Raw genomic sequence first — 15,708 nt, forward strand, 5'->3', positions numbered from 1 at the left:
CCGCAGGGCCGCCCCTTCCCCGGGCGGCCCTGCGGCGTTCAGAGGGCGTTCACAGCGCGATCGGCCGGTGGGCCGCCAGTTCCGCCGCCATCTCCTCCGGCGTCGCCCCGGCCGGGCCCCAGAACAGCACGTCGGTCACGGCGGGGTGCGTGACGGCGGCCTGCACCACGCGCAGGTACCAGTCCGCGTCCGGGCCGGCCTCCAGGGCCCGGCGGACCAGTTCCACCAGTTCGTCCCGGCTCACCCGTCCGATCTGCGGCCGGGCCGGGCGGGCGGCTTCGACCGCGAACTCCGCGAGGCTCCGGCTGCCCTGGTACTCGGTGAAGTCGAGCGGTCCGTAGTGGTGCCCCGTCGCCCGGTTGAACGCCCGCACGGCGTCGCCGGCCTCCTGGCCCCCGGCCGTCAGCAGACCGGCGATCCGCTCGATCTCCCGACCCGGCCCGGCCTGCTGAGCCCCCGTCACCACGGGTGGCCGCAACTCCGCGCGCAGCTCCACCGCCGCCCCCTTCGCACTGCCGATCCTTCCGCGCCGTCCATTCTTCCGCACTGCCGATCCCTCGGCCCTCTCGCCCCCGGCCCGGCACGCCGCCCGGAGCCCGCAGCTGCCCGGGCCGACCCCAGCGGTGTCATGGTCGGCCGAGGAGTTGGGTACCGGCCGTGCTGTTGGTCCGGGCGGTGAAGAACTCGGTGAAGCCCCGGACGAATTCCTCCTCGGTGATCACGCCGTCCCCGTCCGTGTCCAGCTGCCGGAAGCCGTGGGTGAGTTCGGCGGGGTGGACGCGGGAGCCGCCGAACAGGGTGCGGTACTCGTCGGCGCACAGCAGGCCGCTGTGGTCGAGGTCGGCGGCGTGGAACATGGCGCGGACGGCGACGTGCAGGCCGCGGCTCAGGTAGTCGGGGTCGCGGTCGAGGCCGGCCAGCGTCGCGGCGACGAACTCCTCGGCGGAGACCTCGCCGTCGCCGTTGGCGTCCGTGTCGGCCAGCAGTTGCCGCCACCAGGTGTCGAAGGCCGCGTAGACGGCCGTCTCGGCTTCCTGGTCGAGCTCCAACGGCCAGCAGACGTTGTGCGCCATGGCCTGGAAGTCGGCGGCGGTGAGGCGTCCGTCACCGGTCTGGTCCAGCACTTGGTGGTAGAAGGCGGTGAGCCGGGCCGGCCGGTCGTCCCGCCGTGGCGCGCGTGGCGGCCGGGGTGGCCGGGCGGTGGCGGGCCGGGCCCGCTCCCCGTCGGGCAGGGTGCGGTAGCGGAGCCGGTCGGGCAGCCGCTCGGCGATCAGGCGGGCGCCCCGGTGGACCGTCCAGGACAGCGCGGCGGCGCTGCGGCTGCGCGGCAGGCCGCACTTGGCGCGGAACTCGGCCGGCAGGTCGGCCAGGGTGAGCGCGGTGAGGAAGCGGGCGACGAGCCGGCGCAGCAGCGGCCAGCCGGGGCGGAGCCGGCCGAGGCGGCGCGGGGCGGGGGCGCGGGTGAGGACGGTGTACAGCATGTCCCGTGCGGCGTCGGTGAGTTCGAGGGTGTCGCGGATGGTGGCGCGGAGGTAGCCGGGGACGTCGGCGGCGGTGGGCGGGTACAGCTCGTCGGGGAGCTTGAACGCCGCGCAGACCTCCCGGAACTCCTGGTAGAGCCGGTCGAGTTCGGCGGGGCCCAGCGGGCGGCCGGAGAGCGCCCGCAGTGCCGTCATGGCCTCGTACAGGGTGACCAGCACCCAGACCCGGACGGCCGGGTCGAGTGCGGTGTAGGGGCGGCCCCGGTCGTCGACGCCGGCGATCCGGCGGTGGCTCCGTTCGAGTCGCTCGATCTCGCGGTGCAGGGCCTGCTGGTCGGAGAAGAACAGGCGTCGGCCGCTGTCCATGGTGTGTTCCACGCGCCGCCAGGGGTGGCTGCGGTAGGTGGACAGTTGGCCGACTCCGGCGCCGACGGCCGGGTGGGCGTTCTGCAGGACGAGCAGCCGCCAGGCGACCAGGGCGATCCGGCGTTCGCCGAGGGTGCGGCGCAGCATCGAGTCCGCTTCGGTGCGGGCGGTGTCCGTCACGTGGTTCCCCCTCGTCGCCCCGGCGGGCCGGCGGCCGTCCGTCGGCCCGTCCGGCTTCGGCCGGTTCCGGATGGTCCGAAGCCTAGGGTCGGTTCACGGGCGAACCTGCTGGTCCGGCCCCCAAACCACCCGGCGGAGTGAGTCCTCGGGCAACTCTCCACCCGCACGGGCGATTCGGGGCCGAGTCGGACTGACGCTCAGGCATGTCACGGCCATGGAGCGGGACTTGGCGGAGCGGCCGTCGGCCCGGTCAGTCCCACCAGAAGGTCCACTGGTCGGCGCCGACCAGGCCGGGGGCGTACTCGGCGAGGGAGCCGGCGCCCTGGAAGATGTTGTCGGGGCAGAAGGCGAGGTGTTCCGCGGCGATCCGGAGGGCGGTGTCGCCGTCCCGGGGCGGGGCGGAGACGCTCAACTCGAGGTCGGCGAAGCCGACCTGGACCACGCGGGTGCCGTAGCGGCGCTCCCAGTCGAGCAGGACGGCGGATACCTTGGCGACGTCGTCCTCGTGGTTGACCGGTCCGGTCCAGCCGCAGGCGGTGAGCGCTTCGGCGCCGGTGGCGGCGGGGACCAGGCCGATCCGCAGGTGTTCGTTGGCGGCGAGCAGGTTGCGGGCCAGCGAGCGGGCCGCCGCGTCGGGGTCGCCGAGGTGTGCGGCGGCGGGCGCCGGGCCGGGCCAGCCGTCGGTGAACGGGGCGATGCTGCCGGCGAGTTCCGCGGCCTCCTCGGGGTCGAGGGGCTCGCCGTCCTCGTCGGCGTCGACCAGGGTGGTGGAGTACTCCCAGCCGGTGCGCAGCAGGGCGGCGGGGTCGTACAGGTCGGGTGCGGTGCCGGCGCGGGGTGCGAGTTCGCCGGTGCCCCAGGGCCGGAAGGCGCCGTCGGTGGTGGAGAGCGGGGCGAGCAGGAGCGGCCACAGGCCGCTGGTGGGGTGCTCGCGGTGGAGTTCTTCCCAGAGGCCGAGGGGTGCGGGCCCGTCGCTCATCCAGAGGACGGGCGGGGCGTCCGGGTCGTTGTCGTCGGGTCCGACCAGCCGTCCGGCGGGGAGCAGGGCTGCCACTGCGGCCGGTTCTGCGTCGGGCCGCAGGCGGCGCAGATCGTGGTGGGCGTCGTTCATGCGAACACGCTATCGACGCCCGCCGACAGGTACGTCACCACTGATCGACCGTCAGCGGGTCCGGTGCGTCGGCGGGTTCGGCGACCTGCGGAAGTGGACGCGGGGGCCCGCGGCTGATTACGGTCTGGCATCGAACTCATTGTCGGACGATCACTCGCATCCGACCGGAGCAGCAGGAAGGAGCCCCGCATGGCTTCCCATCGCCGTCCGAAGCAGGCGAGCCGCGCCCGCACGTACGTCCTGACCGGTGCCGCCGCCACCACGATCGCCCTCTCCGCGCAGGTCGCCGCGCACGCCGCGCCCGCGCAGCCGAACAAGAACGAGGTGAAGGCCCAGGTCGACAAGCTCGCCGAGGAGCAGGAGCAGGCGGCCGAGAAGTACAACGGCGCCAAGGAGCGGGCCGACCAGCTGCGCAAGCAGGCCGACCAGCTCCAGGACCAGCTGGCGCGCAGCCAGGACCAGTTGACCGAGCTGGCGTCCGGACTGGCGGCGGTGGCCGGCGAGCAGTACCGGCAGGGCGGGATGGATCCGTCGGTGCGGCTGATGCTCTCCACCGACCCGGACGCGTACCTGGCCCAGGCGTCCTCGTTCGACCAGGCCGCCAGCACCCAGACCGCCACCCTGAAGGCGCTGCAGGACCAGCAGCGCCGGCTGAACCAGCAGAAGCAGGAGGCGGCGGCCGTCCTCGCCGAGCTGGACGGCCAGACCCAGGCGCTCAACGAGGCCAAGGCGACCGTGCAGTCCAAGCTGCAGGAGGCGCAGAGGCTGCTCTCCACGCTGTCCGCCGCCGACCGGGCCGCGATCACCCGGGGCGACGACGGGTCCGCCTCGCGGAGCGCCTCCCGGGTCGACCCGACCACCCTGCCGCAGGCCAGCGGCGCGGCCAAGGTCGCGGTGGACGCCGCGCTCAGCAAGCAGGGTGCGGACTACATCTGGGGCGCGAGCGGTCCGAACACCTTCGACTGCTCCGGCCTGATGGTGTGGGCGTACGCGAAGGCCGGCGTCTCGCTGCCGCGCACCTCGCAGGAGCAGGCGACGGTCGGCACCAACGTGGGCACCGACTGGCACAACGCGCAGCCCGGCGACCTGGTGGTCTACAAGTCCGACCGGAGCCACGTCGCCATGTACATCGGCAACGGCATGGTGGTGCACGCGCCGAAGGCCAATGACGTGGTGAAGGTCATGAAGGTCGACGCCATCTCGATCAACACCATCCGCCGGGTCTGACGGCACCGGGCGGGAGCCGCGGCATCCGATCGCCGGTCAGCTCCGGGCGGGGGCGGGGCGGCGGTCGGGGAGTTGTCCGGCGACGATCGAGGCGAGCGCGAGGGCGAAGCCCACCAGCTGGACCGGGCCGAGCGTCTGGTCGAGCACCACCGCGCCGAGTACGGCGGCCACCAGCGGGGAGAGCAGCGCGAGCACCGCGACGTTGGTGACCGGGAGGACGGCGATGCCCTGGAACCACAGGGCGTAGGTGAGCAGTCCGCCGACCAGGCCGAGCCACAGGTAGCCGAGCGCGGCCCGTCCGTCGACGGCCGGCGGGGCGCCCTCGAACAGGGCGGTGAGCGGGAGCAGGAACAGGCCGCCGGCGGTGAGCTGCCAGCCGGTGAGAGCGAGCGGGGAGACGCCTTCGGGGCGGCCCCAGCGCTTGGTGAGGGTGACGCCGAGCGCCATGGTGGCGGCGCTGCCGAGTCCGGCCGCGACGCCGACGGCGTCCAGGGCCGCGCTCGGGCCGATCACCACCAGTCCGACGCCGAGCACGCCGGCCAGGCCCCACCACAGCCGCCGGGCGGACAGGCGTTGACGCAGCACGACGACGGCCAGCACGGCGACGACCATCGGCTGGGCGGCGGCGAGGGTGCCGGCGACCCCGCCGGGCAGGCGTTCGGCCGCGGTGAACAGCAGCGGCAGGAACAGCCCGATGTTCAGCACGCCGAGGACGGCGGCCTTCCCCCACCAAGTGCCGCGCGGCAGCGCCCGGGTGACGGCGAGCGCGATCAGGCCGGCGGGCAGGGCGCGCAGCAGCCCGGCGAACATCGGGTGGCCGGGCGGCAGCAGTTCGGTGGTGACCACGTAGGTGGTGCCCCAGACGGCGGGGGCGAGCGCGGTGAGCGCGGTGCGCGGCAGCGTGCCGAGGCCCGAACTGCCCGGCGCGGCAGGGACGGTGCGGTCGGTGGTGCGGTCGGTGGCTGACATGCCGACGAGTCTGGCGTTCGTCCGATCGATGAGTCCAACACCTGTTCGTCAGCGCATTGATCTCGGTCCGCGATGGATGCAGGATGGCCCGCATGGAGCTCCAGCAGGTGCGCTACGTCCTCGCGGTGGCCGAGACGCTCAACTTCACCCGGGCCGCGGAGCGCTGCCTGGTGGTGCAGTCGGCGCTCAGCCACCAGATCTCCCGGCTCGAACAGGAGCTGGGCGCCCGGCTGTTCGAGCGCACCAGCCGCCGGGTGCGGCTGACCGCCGCCGGCGAGGCCTTCCTGCCGGCCGCCCGGCAGTGCGTGGAGGCGGCGGAACGGGCGGCGGCCGAGGTGGCGGCGGCGGTCGGCGAGGTGCGCGGGCGGCTCGCGGTCGGGCTGATCCCCACCGTCACCGCCGTGGACATCCCGGCCGGCCTGCACGCCTTCCGCACGCGCCACCCGCAGGTGCGGGTCTCGCTGCGGGTCGGGGCCAGCGACGACCTGGTCGAGCAGGTCCGCCGGGGCGCCCTGGACGTGGCGTTCCTCGGCCTGCCGCCGACGCAGCGCCCGAACGGGGTGACGGCCCGTGAGCTGGCCCGCGGCCGACTGGTCGCGGTGGTCGCGCCGGACCATCCGCTGGCCGCCCGGTCCCGGGTGGAGCTGCGGGAGCTGGCCGCCGAGCAGTTCGTCGACCTGCCGGCGGGCACCGCCGGGCGGGCCCAGACCGATCTGGCGTTCGGCGCGGCCGGCCTCGTCCGCGACGTGGCGTTCGAGGTCACCGACGCGGCCTACATGCCTCGCCTGGTCGGCCCGGGCCTGGCGGTGGCGATGCTCCCGGCCGCGTACGCGGCGCAGTTGACGGGGGTGGCCGCGGTCGAGGTCGCGGACGCGCCGACCCGGGTCGAGACGGTGGTGTGGAGCCGCGGGGGGCACACGCCGGCCACCGCCGCGTTCCTCGCGCTGCTGGGCGTCCCGGCCGATCCGGCCTCGTGAACTCGTATGACCTGATGATCGGATGATGTCCCGTCAGGTCTCGGCCGTGTGTCGCCGCGTGTCCCCGCGTGTCCGCTCCGGCGATCCGCTGGCGGGCCGTTCCCGCGCTGTGCTTACCTGGCGCCACGGCCGTCCCGGTGGCCCTGCGTCCACCGTCCCTCCGTCCGGCGGCCCGTCGACCCTCCTCCCGCGACGGCCCCGTGCGGCCGTCCGGTCCCGCACGCGTACAGGAGCAGCATGTCCGAGCAGAGCACCCCCGGCTGGTCGTTCGAGACCCGGCAGATCCACGCGGGCGCGCAGCCCGACCCGGCGACCGGGGCCCGGGCGGTGCCGATCTACCAGACCACCTCGTTCGCGTTCCGGGACACCGCGCACGCCGCCGACCTGTTCTCGCTCGCCGAGCCGGGCAACATCTACACCCGGATCCACAACCCGACCACCGACGTGCTGGAGCAGCGCCTGGCCTCCCTGGAGGGCGGCGTGGCGGCCGTCGCGCTGGCCTCCGGGCAGGCCGCCGAGACGCTGGCGCTGCTCACCGTCGCCGCCGCGGGCGACCACCTGGTCTCCTCGGCCTCGCTGTACGGCGGCACCTACAACCTGCTGCGGCACACCCTGCCCCGGTTCGGCATCGAGGTGAGCTTCGTCGAGGACCCGGACGACCTGGACGCCTGGCGGGCCGCGATCCGTCCGAACACCAAGGCGCTGTTCGCGGAGTCGCTGGGCAACCCGCGCGGCAACGTGCTGGACGTCCGCGCCGTCGCCGACGTCGCGCACGCCGCCGGGGTGCCGCTGATCGTCGACAACACGGTGCCGACGCCGTTCCTGCTGCGGCCGATCGAGCACGGCGCGGACGTGGTCGTGCACTCGGCGACCAAGTTCCTCGGCGGGCACGGCACCACCATCGGCGGCGTGGTCGTGGACGGCGGCACCTTCGACTTCGGCGCCGACCCCGCGCGCTTCCCGGGCTTCACCGAGCCCGACCCGAGCTACCACGGCCTGCGGTTCTGGGACGCCCTCGGCCCGGGCGCGTTCGCCGCCAAGCTGCGCGTCCAGCTGCTGCGCGACCTCGGCCCGGCGCTGTCCCCGCACTCGGCGTTCCTGCTGCTGCAGGGCATCGAGACGCTGTCGCTGCGGCTGGAGCGGCACACCGCCAACGCGCTGGAGCTGGCCCGCTGGCTGGCCGCCCGCGACGAGGTGGCGGCGGTCCACTACCCGGGCCTGCCGTCCAGCCGCTGGCACGCGGCGGCGCAGCACTACCTGCCGCGCGGCGCGGGCGCGGTGCTCTCCTTCGAGCTCCGCGACGGCGTCGAGGCCGGGCGGCGGTTCGTCGACGGGCTGGAGCTGTTCAGCCACCTCGCCAACATCGGCGACGTGCGCAGCCTGGTGATCCACCCGGCGTCCACCACGCACAGCCAGCTGGACGCCGAGCAGCTGGCGGCCACCGGCACCGCGCCGGGCCTGGTGCGCCTGTCGGTCGGCCTGGAGAGCGTCACCGACCTGAAGGCGGACCTGGAGGCGGGCTTCCGCTCGGCGAAGGGCGCGTCCTGAACGGCGCGGTGGGCCTCGCCGTTCCGCCCGCCACCGGGGCGTGGCGGGACGGCGACCCGGTCGGCGGGCGGCGCTGGTTCGCGCTGCCCGGGCCGCTCGCCCTGGAGGCGGGCGGTGCCCTGCCGGGCGGGCGGCTCGCCTACGAGACCTGGGGGACGCTCGCGGCGGACCGCTCCAACGCGGTGCTGGTGCTGCACGCGCTGACCGGCGACAGCCACCTCGCCGGGCCCGCCGGGGCCGGCCATCCCACGGCCGGCTGGTGGGACGAACTGGTCGGCCCCGGGCGGGCGTTGGACACCGACCGGTGGTTCGTGGTGGCGCCGAACGTGCTCGGCGGCTGCCAGGGCTCGACCGGTCCGTCCGCGCCCGCGCCGGACGGGCGGCCCTGGGGCGGGCGCTTCCCCTTCCTCACCCAGCGCGACCAGGTCGCCGCCGAGGTCCGGCTCGCCGACGCGCTCGGCATCGACCGGTGGGCGCTGGTGGTCGGCGGGTCGATGGGAGGAATGCGGGCCCTGGAATGGGCGGTGACGCACCCTCGGCGGGTCGGCGCGCTGCTGGTGCTGGCCACCGCGGCCGCCGCCTCCGCCGAGCAGATCGCCCACGCCTCCGCGCAGTTGCACGCGATCCGCACCGATCCGGGCTGGCACGGCGGCGACTACCACCACCTTCCGCACGGCGCCGGGCCGCACCGCGGCCTCGGTCTGGCCCGCCGCCTCGCCCAGATCACCTACCGCAGCGAGGCCGAGCTCGCCGACCGCTTCGGCCGCGCTCCCCAACCGGGCGAACACCCGTGGCGCGGCGGCCGGTTCGCCGTCGAGTCGTACCTCGACCACCACGCCTCGAAGCTCGCCCGCCGGTTCGACGCGGGCAGCTACGTCGTCCTCAACGAGGCGATGAACGCCCATGACCTCGGCCGCGACCGCGGCGGCACCGCCGCCGCGCTGCGCCGCGTCACCGCGCCCGCCCTGGTCGCCGCCGTCGACTCCGACCGCCTCTACCCGCCCGCCCAGCAGGCCGAGCTGGCGGCCCTCCTGCCGCACGCCGACGCACTGCGCACCATCGCGTCCCCGCACGGCCACGACGGCTTCCTGCTGGAGACCGCGCAGGTCGCGCCGCTCCTCGCCGAACTCCTGCCGCCGCCGCGCGGTTGACGCGGCGGGGCCGGGCCTGACGCCCCGCCGGTCCGCCGGCGGGGCGTCAGGCCATCTGGACCGGGGCGCCCATCCGGTAGTCGTGCGCGGTGAACGCCGCCGAGACGGCGAACCGGTCCGCCCGGACCAGGGTCTGGCGCCACTCGATCAGGCGGCCGCCGTCGTCACGGCCGAGCCGGTCGATCGCGAGCAGCGCCGTGGTCTCCGGGCAGTCGAGCAGGATCCGCTCCCCCCGCCCGGGGACGACGGCGCGGATCCGCTCCCAGCCGCCGCAGATCCGGCTGCCGCAGTGGCGTTCGAGCTCGTCGTACAGCGAGGTGTGGGTGAAGTCGACGTCCAGCAGCGGCGCGGCCACGTCCGCCGGGAGCCAGATCCGGTCCACCGCGAGGGGCTCCTCGTCGGCCAGCCGGACGCGTTCCAGGTAGACCAGCGGCGTCGACTCCTCCAGGCCCAGCCGGGCGGCGATCACGCCGTCGGCCCGCCGGTCGAGCGCCCGCACCACGCTGCGCTGGACGGCGCCGACCTCCTCGACGGAGCGGAACAGGCTGTACCCCTCGCCGACGTCCTGCTCCAGCGGGCGGCTGGCGGTGAACCGGGAGGCCCTGCCGCGCCCGGCGCTGACCAGGCCCTCCTCGCGGAGCCCCCGCAGCGCCTCGCGGACCGTGTGCCGGCTGACCCCGTACTCGGCGACCAGGTCGTGCTCGCCGGGGAACACGTCGCGGAACTCGCCCTCGTCGAGCCGGCGCAGCAGGTCGGCGCGGAGCTGCGCCCAGAGCGGACTGCCCGCGGACCGGGAGAGGGGCCTGGGCCCGGGGTCGGAGGTCACGGCGCCGTCCTGGGGTCGATCGGATGGGTGGTGCGCAGCACGCGATCAATGTTCGTGCTTCCGGGGGGACAGCTCAAAATCGGCCGACCGCCGCCCGGGACGGGTCCCGGGCGGCGGTCGTGGGAGCCGTCAGGCGGCGGCGCCGATCAGCATGAAGGCGGCGACGGCCAGCAGGACGGCGGCGAACGCCCGCTGGAGCGCGGCGCCGGAGAGCCGGCCCGCCAGCCGCCTGCCGTCCCAGGCGCCGAGGATCGCGGCGCCGACGAACGGCCCGAACACCGCCAGGTCGAGCGAGATGCCGGAGACCGCGAGCCGGGTGGCGAGGGAGACCAGCGAGTTGATCAGGATGACCACCAGGCTGGTGCCGACGGCCCTGCGCATCGGCAGCCGCAGCACCGACACCAGCGCGGGCACCGCCAGGAAGCCGCCGCCGACGCCCAGCAGCCCGGTCACCGCGCCCAGTCCGGCGCCGGCCGCGACCGTCCGCAGCCGCCCGCCCCGGCCGGCCGGTGGCCCGGACGGAACGGCGGCGTCGCCGTCCGCGGCGGGTGCCCGCCGCGCCGTCCGGGCACCGCGCAGCATGGCCGCGGCGGCCACGGCGGCCAGCACGGCGAACGCGCCGGTCAGCACCGACTGCGGGATGCGGTGGGCCAGCACGGACGTCCCGATCGCCGGGAGGACGCCGGCCGCGGCGAACAGCGTGCCGGTCCGCCACCGGACGTTCCCGGTGCCGGCGTGGCGGAGCAGCGCGGTGACGGTGGTGGCGGTGACGATGACCAGGCTGGTCGTCCCGGCCTCGGCGGGCGCGACGCCCAGCAGGTACACCAGGGCCGGGACCGCGAGCACTCCCCCGCCGCCGCCGAGCGCGCCGAGCGCCACGCCGACCACGGCTCCGCAGAGCAGAGCGGTGATCAGCACGCTCACGCCGTGACGCCGTCCGGGGCGCTGTCGGCGGGGCGGGCGACCTCGCCGTGCCAGGCGCCGAAGCCGCCGCGCAGGTCGGTGGTCTCGAAGCCGCGGGCGCGCAGCACGGACGCGGCCACCGAGGAGCGGTTGCCGCTGGCGCAGATCACGGTCAGCGGCCGGCCGGTCGGCAGTTCGCCGAGCCGGGCGAGCAGTTCCGGCAGCGGGACCAGCCGGGCGCCGGGGATGGTGCCGTTGTCCCGCACCTCGCCCGGGCCGCGCACGTCCAGCAGCTCGAACTCGCTGCCGGCGCCGGCCAGTTCGGCGGCGAGCTGTTCGGCCTCCAGGCGTGTCGCGGTGGTCAGGCAGCCGGCGTCGACGGCGCCCACCGGGGCGGCCAGGGCGCCCAGCACGCGGTCGAAGCCGATCCGGGCCAGCCGGTTCCGGGCCTCGACGGCGGTGTCCGGGTCGCCGCACAGGACGATGGCGTCCTGGGCGTCGAGGACCTGGCCGGCGAGTTCGGCGAACCGGCCGCCGAGCGGGATGTTGACCGCGCCGTGCAGGTGGGCGGCGGCGAACGCCTCCGGGTCCCGGGTGTCGAGCACGGTGGCGCCGCCCGCCCGAGCCGCGAGGAACTCCTCCGGGGCGAGCGCGGGGACGGCGGTGTCCTCGTCCAGCACCGGGCGGGCCTGGCGGTTGCGCACCGAGGTGAACGCGAAGTAGGCGGGCACGGCGGGCTGGCCGGAGGCCACCACGGCGACGAACTCGTCCTCGGTCATGTCGGCCAGCGCGTAGTTGTCGCGGCGCTGGTTGCCGATGGTGCAGCTCAGCTCGGTGGAGAGGTTCTTGCCGCAGGCCGAGCCGGCGCCGTGCGCCGGGTAGACCCGGGTGTCGTCGGGGAGGGTGAGCAGGGCGCGGGTGGAGCGGTACAGCAGGCGGCCCATCTCCTCGGCGGAGCGGCCGCGCGAGCTGAGCAGGTCGGGGCGGCCGACGTCGCCGATGAACAGCGTGTCGCCGGTGAGCACGCCGTACGGGACGGCGTCGTCGGCGTGTTCGCGCACCACGACGCAGATCGACTCCGGGGTGTGGCCCGGGGTGTGCAGGATCTCCAGGTCGACCTCGCCGAGCGAGAGCCGCTCGCCGTCGCCCAGCGGGTCGGTGTCGAAGTCGAGTTCGGCGACGGAGCCGTAGGAGATGCGCGCGCCGGTGCGCTCGGCCAGCTCCAGGTGGCCGGAGAGGAAGTCGGCGTGGATGTGGGTCTCGATGACCCGCTCGATGGTCAGACCGTGCTGCTCGGCGGTCTCCAGGTACGCGTGGATGTCGCGCTGGGGGTCGACCACGACGGCCCGGCCGGTGGTGCGGTCACCGACCAGGTACGAGGCGTGGGAGAGGCAGTCGAGGTAGAACTGCACGAGGACCAGCGGCCCGGAGGCAGGCGTCGTCATCTCAAACTCCTGAGGAGGGTGGGTGGTTGCGCCCCGGGCGGCCTGCGGCCTGGTGGACGGGGCGTGAAGGGGGGTCGCGCGGCGGGGGTCAGGCGAGGCCGCGGAGCATCAGGTTCCAGTAGAGGAACGGCAGTCCGCGCCGCTTGAGGTGCCACATGTCGGTGCGCTCGCGGACGGTGTCGATCAGCGGGATCGACGGGGCGGGCCGACCGCTGTAGTCGAACTCGGCGAGCAGCATCTTGTTGCGGGCGGTGGTCAGCGGGCAGGAGGAGTAGCCGTCGTAGGAGGCCGTGGGCGGGCGGCCGTTCAGGGCGGCGAGCAGGTTCTCGACCAGGACGGGCGCCTGCTTGCGCACCGCGGCGCCGGTCTTGGAGTTCGGGGACGATCCGGCGTCGCCCAGCGCCCACACGTCGGGGTGGCGGACGTGCCGCATGGTGTGCTTGTCGATCTCGACGTAGCCGGCCGGGTCGTCGGCGCCGGCGAGCGGGCTGCGCTTGACCCAGTCCGGGGCGCTCTGCGGCGGCACCAGGTGGGCGACGTCGTAGGGCAGCGTCGTCGTGCCGCCGGTGGCCAGGTCGGTGACGACCACCTCGCGCGAGCCGGGGCGCACCTCGGTGACCTCGCTGCCGTAGTGGACCTTGATGCCGTACCGGCGCACCACGTCGTCCAGCACGCGGGCGAACTCCGGGACGCCGAAGATGGCCGCGCCGGGGATCACCAGGTGGACGTCGATGTTGCCGAGCACGCCCTCCTTGCGCCAGTGGTCGGCGGCCAGGTACGCGATCTTCTGCGGTGCGCCGCCGCACTTGATGGCGCCCGTCGGCATGCTGAACACCGCGCTGCCGGAGCGGGTCTCGCGGATGAAGCGCCAGGTCGCGGGGGCGTGCTGCGGCAGGTAGTTGCTGGACAGGCCGTCCTTGCCGAGCCCCGCCTCCAGGCCCGGCACCCGGTCCCAGTCCAGCTGGATGCCGGGGCAGACCACGAGCTGCTGGTAGGAGACCGTGCCGCCGTCGTCCAGCGTCACCTCCCGGGCCTCGGGGTCGACGGCGACGGCGGCGCGGCGTATCCACGTCACGCCTTTGGGCATGACGGACGCCTGCGGCCGGATGCTCTCCGCGAGCGGCGCCCGCCCGCCGCCGACCAGCGTCCACAGCGGCTGGTAGTAGTGCCGGTCGCTCGGGTCGAGCACCGCGACGTCCCGTTCCCCGGCCCGTCGGAGCCGGGCGGCGACCGAGATTCCGGCGGTCCCGCCGCCGATGATCACGATCCGGTGATGCTTGCTGGTCAAAGGGGCCTCCCCGGCCTGGCCAAATGTACGGACATTAAGCTAGGCCGCCCCGCCGACCCACCGCAAGACACCAGGGCAAATCCCTCTGGAATTGTCCGTACATTTGCCTCGGAGGCAATCCGCGGCCCGCTCTCCCGGCGTTACGGGACGAGAACCGCGACGCCCGTCACCCGATCGGCGGCGAGGTCCGCGAGCGCCGCGTCCGCGCGCCGCAGCGGGTAGCGCACGACCCGGACCGTCGGCCGCACCCGGGCGGCCTCCGCCAGGAACGCCCGGCCGTCGGCCCGGGTGTTGGCGGTGACGCTGCGCAGCGACCGCTCCTGGAACAGGTGCTGCCGGTAGTTCAGGACGGGGATGTCGGTGAGGTGGATGCCGGCGACCGCCAGGGTGCCGCCCCGGTCCAGCGCGGCCAGGGCGACCGGCACGAGTTCGCCTGCGGGCGCGAACAGGATCGCCGCGTCCAGCGGTTCCGGCGGCGGGTCGTACGAGTCGCCGGCGAAGCCCGCACCGAGTTCCCGCGCCAGGCCCCGGGCGGCCGCGCCGCGGGTGAACACGGCCAGCCGCGCGCCCCGCGCCAGCGCGACCTGCGCGGTCAGGTGCGCGGACGCGCCGAAGCCGTAGATGCCGAGCAGCCCGCCCTCGGGCAACTCGGCCCGCTCCAGCGCCCGGTGGCCGATGATCCCGGCGCACAGCAGCGGCGCGAGTTCCTCGGCCGGCGGCCCCTCCGGCAGCCGGTAGGCGAACCGGGCGTCGGCGGTGATGGCATCGGCATAGCCCCCGTGCCGGTCCCAACCGGTGTACGTCGACTCCGGGCACAGGTTCTCCCGCCCGCTGCGGCAGTACCGGCACCGGCCGCACGTCCCGGCCAGCCAGGCCACCCCGGCCCGGTCGCCGACCGCGAACTCCGTCACCCCAGGGCCGGTCGACACCACCTGCCCGACCGCCTCGTGGCCCGGTGTGCACCGGGGCAGGTGCGGCGGCAGGTCGCCCTCCGCGAGGTGCAGGTCGGTGCGGCACACACCGCACGCCTCCACCTCCACCAGGATCTCCCCCGCCCCGGGCACCGGCGGAGGCCGCCGCTCCCACCCGAGCGGCCCGGCCCCGCCCCCCGACCCCACCGGACCGGGCCGGTCCACCACCCAGGCGCCCGCCGCCCCGACCGACGACTCCGTGCCGCGCATCGCGTCCTCCCGCCTCTCGGCGCCCGCCCGACAGCGACGGCGATCCGTGGGCAGCGGACGGACTCGGCTCCTCCCCCCAGCCTGCTCCCCCACCCGCTCCCGTGCCGCCCCTCGGCCCCCGCGCACCGGCCACAGCGGCGAGGTGGCACCGCCGAGCGCGCTCCGCACCCGCCGGACAGGTCGGCGAACCGGATGACCGATTCCTGCCGCTCGGACACCAACTCCCCCGTCGGCCCGCCGCGCGCACCGGCCGTCACGAACCGGCCTCAACGGCACCGCGGCCCCGAAACACGCTCCCCACCCGTCGGCCACCAGCCCCTCGGCCCGCCGCGCGGCGCGGCGGGATCACCGAGCGCGCTCCCCACCCGCCGGACCGGTCGGCAGACCGGAGGGCCCGGCCGTACCGCCCCGCCACCCACTCCCCCCTCGGCCCGTCCGCCGCGCTCCTGCCGACCCGCCACGCCCAGCGGCCGTCCGCGAACCGGCCGCAGCGGCGAGGTGGGGTCGTGGGCGGCGCGCGGCTCGAAGCCGAACGGCCCGGCCGCCGCGATCGGGTCGGGTCGGCCGTCCGGCAGGTCCCGCAGGGCGTACCGGGCCGGCGCCCGGTCGCGGCCTCGACGACGGGCAGCCGCAGCACCCGCCGGAGTTCCTGCTCCGGTTCGGCCGGCAGCCGCCGCGCCTCCGGAGCGTCCCTCCCGGCCGGCGCACCGAGGCGCTCGGGCTGTCCGCGCCACCGACCGGTGCCGCCCGGGCGGCCTGCTCCGCTGCGGCGACCGTCCCCGGGCGGCCGCCCGAGTCGCGCTCCGGCAGCGCCGGCACAGCGGCTCCAGAGCCTCGTCCGGCACCCGGCACAGCGCTCCAGGGGCCGCCTCGTCCGGTTCCGTCCCGCGAGCGTGGCCGACCGTGCACCTCGCGTTCTGGTCCAGGGCGGGTGAGCGGACCGGCCCGCCGACCCGCCCTACGGGCCCCTTGCCCCTCGAAAAGGGCCGTTCGGACCCATGTGCCGCCGCGGCCGGCGGGGGGAGTCTGGTGGCAGGGACGGGCCACGGTGGACC

General features: G+C 75.6%; 13 protein-coding genes. 4 read left to right on the plus strand and 9 right to left on the minus strand.

The window, feature by feature from the left end; all coding sequences use genetic code 11:
- Window positions 1-49: 49 nt before the first annotated feature.
- From ACFV1L_RS17310 to ACFV1L_RS17320, 3 genes are all read right to left on the minus strand, one after another.
- Window positions 50-496, minus strand: a complete 447-nt coding sequence (locus ACFV1L_RS17310) for a hypothetical protein (RefSeq protein WP_380366670.1) — start codon at window positions 494-496, stop codon at window positions 50-52.
- A 130-nt stretch (window positions 497-626) separates the two neighbouring features.
- A complete protein-coding gene (locus ACFV1L_RS17315) occupies window positions 627-2,027 on the minus strand; it encodes an oxygenase MpaB family protein (RefSeq protein WP_380366672.1) in 1,401 nt (466 codons plus the stop codon).
- A 250-nt stretch (window positions 2,028-2,277) separates the two neighbouring features.
- The gene (locus tag ACFV1L_RS17320; protein WP_380366674.1) at window positions 2,278-3,138 is read right to left on the minus strand and encodes a DUF4253 domain-containing protein; all 861 of its coding nucleotides are present in this window, start codon (window positions 3,136-3,138) and stop codon (window positions 2,278-2,280) included.
- 189 nt (window positions 3,139-3,327) lie between these two features.
- On the opposite strand from ACFV1L_RS17320, the gene ACFV1L_RS17325 reads away from it, so the two are divergent.
- A complete protein-coding gene (locus ACFV1L_RS17325) occupies window positions 3,328-4,365 on the plus strand; it encodes an NlpC/P60 family protein (protein WP_380366676.1) in 1,038 nt (345 codons plus the stop codon).
- Between the two features lie 36 nt (window positions 4,366-4,401).
- On the opposite strand, the gene ACFV1L_RS17330 is transcribed toward ACFV1L_RS17325, so the two are convergent.
- Complete coding sequence (locus ACFV1L_RS17330) at window positions 4,402-5,334, minus strand: EamA family transporter (protein ID WP_380366678.1); 933 nt, start codon at window positions 5,332-5,334, stop codon at window positions 4,402-4,404.
- Window positions 5,335-5,426: 92 nt separating this feature from the next.
- Between ACFV1L_RS17330 and ACFV1L_RS17335 the strand changes: the two genes are divergently transcribed.
- From ACFV1L_RS17335 to ACFV1L_RS17345, 3 genes are all read left to right on the plus strand, one after another.
- Window positions 5,427-6,311 carry a LysR family transcriptional regulator gene (locus tag ACFV1L_RS17335; RefSeq protein ID WP_380366680.1) on the plus strand — a complete coding sequence of 295 codons (885 nt, stop codon included), beginning with the start codon at window positions 5,427-5,429 and terminating at the stop codon, window positions 6,309-6,311.
- Window positions 6,312-6,548: 237 nt separating this feature from the next.
- Window positions 6,549-7,859 (plus strand): bifunctional o-acetylhomoserine/o-acetylserine sulfhydrylase, encoded by a 1,311-nt coding sequence (locus ACFV1L_RS17340; protein WP_380366682.1) that lies wholly within the window; start codon window positions 6,549-6,551, stop codon window positions 7,857-7,859.
- Between the two features lie 8 nt (window positions 7,860-7,867).
- Entirely contained in the window at window positions 7,868-9,010 is a 1,143-nt protein-coding gene (locus ACFV1L_RS17345) for a homoserine O-acetyltransferase (RefSeq protein ID WP_380366684.1), read from the plus strand.
- Window positions 9,011-9,056: 46 nt separating this feature from the next.
- Here ACFV1L_RS17345 and ACFV1L_RS17350 read toward each other — a convergent pair whose 3' ends face one another.
- The 5 genes from ACFV1L_RS17350 to ACFV1L_RS17370 all read right to left on the minus strand — a co-directional run bounded on the left by ACFV1L_RS17350 (window position 9,057) and on the right by ACFV1L_RS17370 (window position 14,653).
- Window positions 9,057-9,836, minus strand: a complete 780-nt coding sequence (locus ACFV1L_RS17350) for a GntR family transcriptional regulator (protein WP_380366686.1) — start codon at window positions 9,834-9,836, stop codon at window positions 9,057-9,059.
- Window positions 9,837-9,965: 129 nt separating this feature from the next.
- Entirely contained in the window at window positions 9,966-10,760 is a 795-nt protein-coding gene (locus ACFV1L_RS17355) for a sulfite exporter TauE/SafE family protein (protein ID WP_380366688.1), read from the minus strand.
- Window positions 10,757-12,184, minus strand: coding sequence for a rhodanese-like domain-containing protein (locus ACFV1L_RS17360; protein ID WP_380366690.1), 1,428 nt, complete (start codon window positions 12,182-12,184; stop codon window positions 10,757-10,759). Before ACFV1L_RS17360 ends, ACFV1L_RS17355 begins: the two co-directional genes overlap by 4 nt.
- A gap of 88 nt (window positions 12,185-12,272) precedes the next feature.
- Window positions 12,273-13,472: an FAD-dependent oxidoreductase gene (locus ACFV1L_RS17365; protein WP_380366692.1), complete on the minus strand. Its 1,200-nt coding sequence runs from the start codon at window positions 13,470-13,472 to the stop codon at window positions 12,273-12,275.
- Window positions 13,473-13,612: 140 nt separating this feature from the next.
- Entirely contained in the window at window positions 13,613-14,653 is a 1,041-nt protein-coding gene (locus ACFV1L_RS17370) for a zinc-binding alcohol dehydrogenase family protein (protein WP_380366694.1), read from the minus strand.
- Window positions 14,654-15,708 lie beyond the last annotated feature (1,055 nt).

Origin of the sequence: Kitasatospora sp. NPDC059646, from assembly GCF_042734615.1 — a bacterium.
Classification (GTDB): Bacteria; Actinomycetota; Actinomycetes; order Streptomycetales; family Streptomycetaceae; genus Kitasatospora.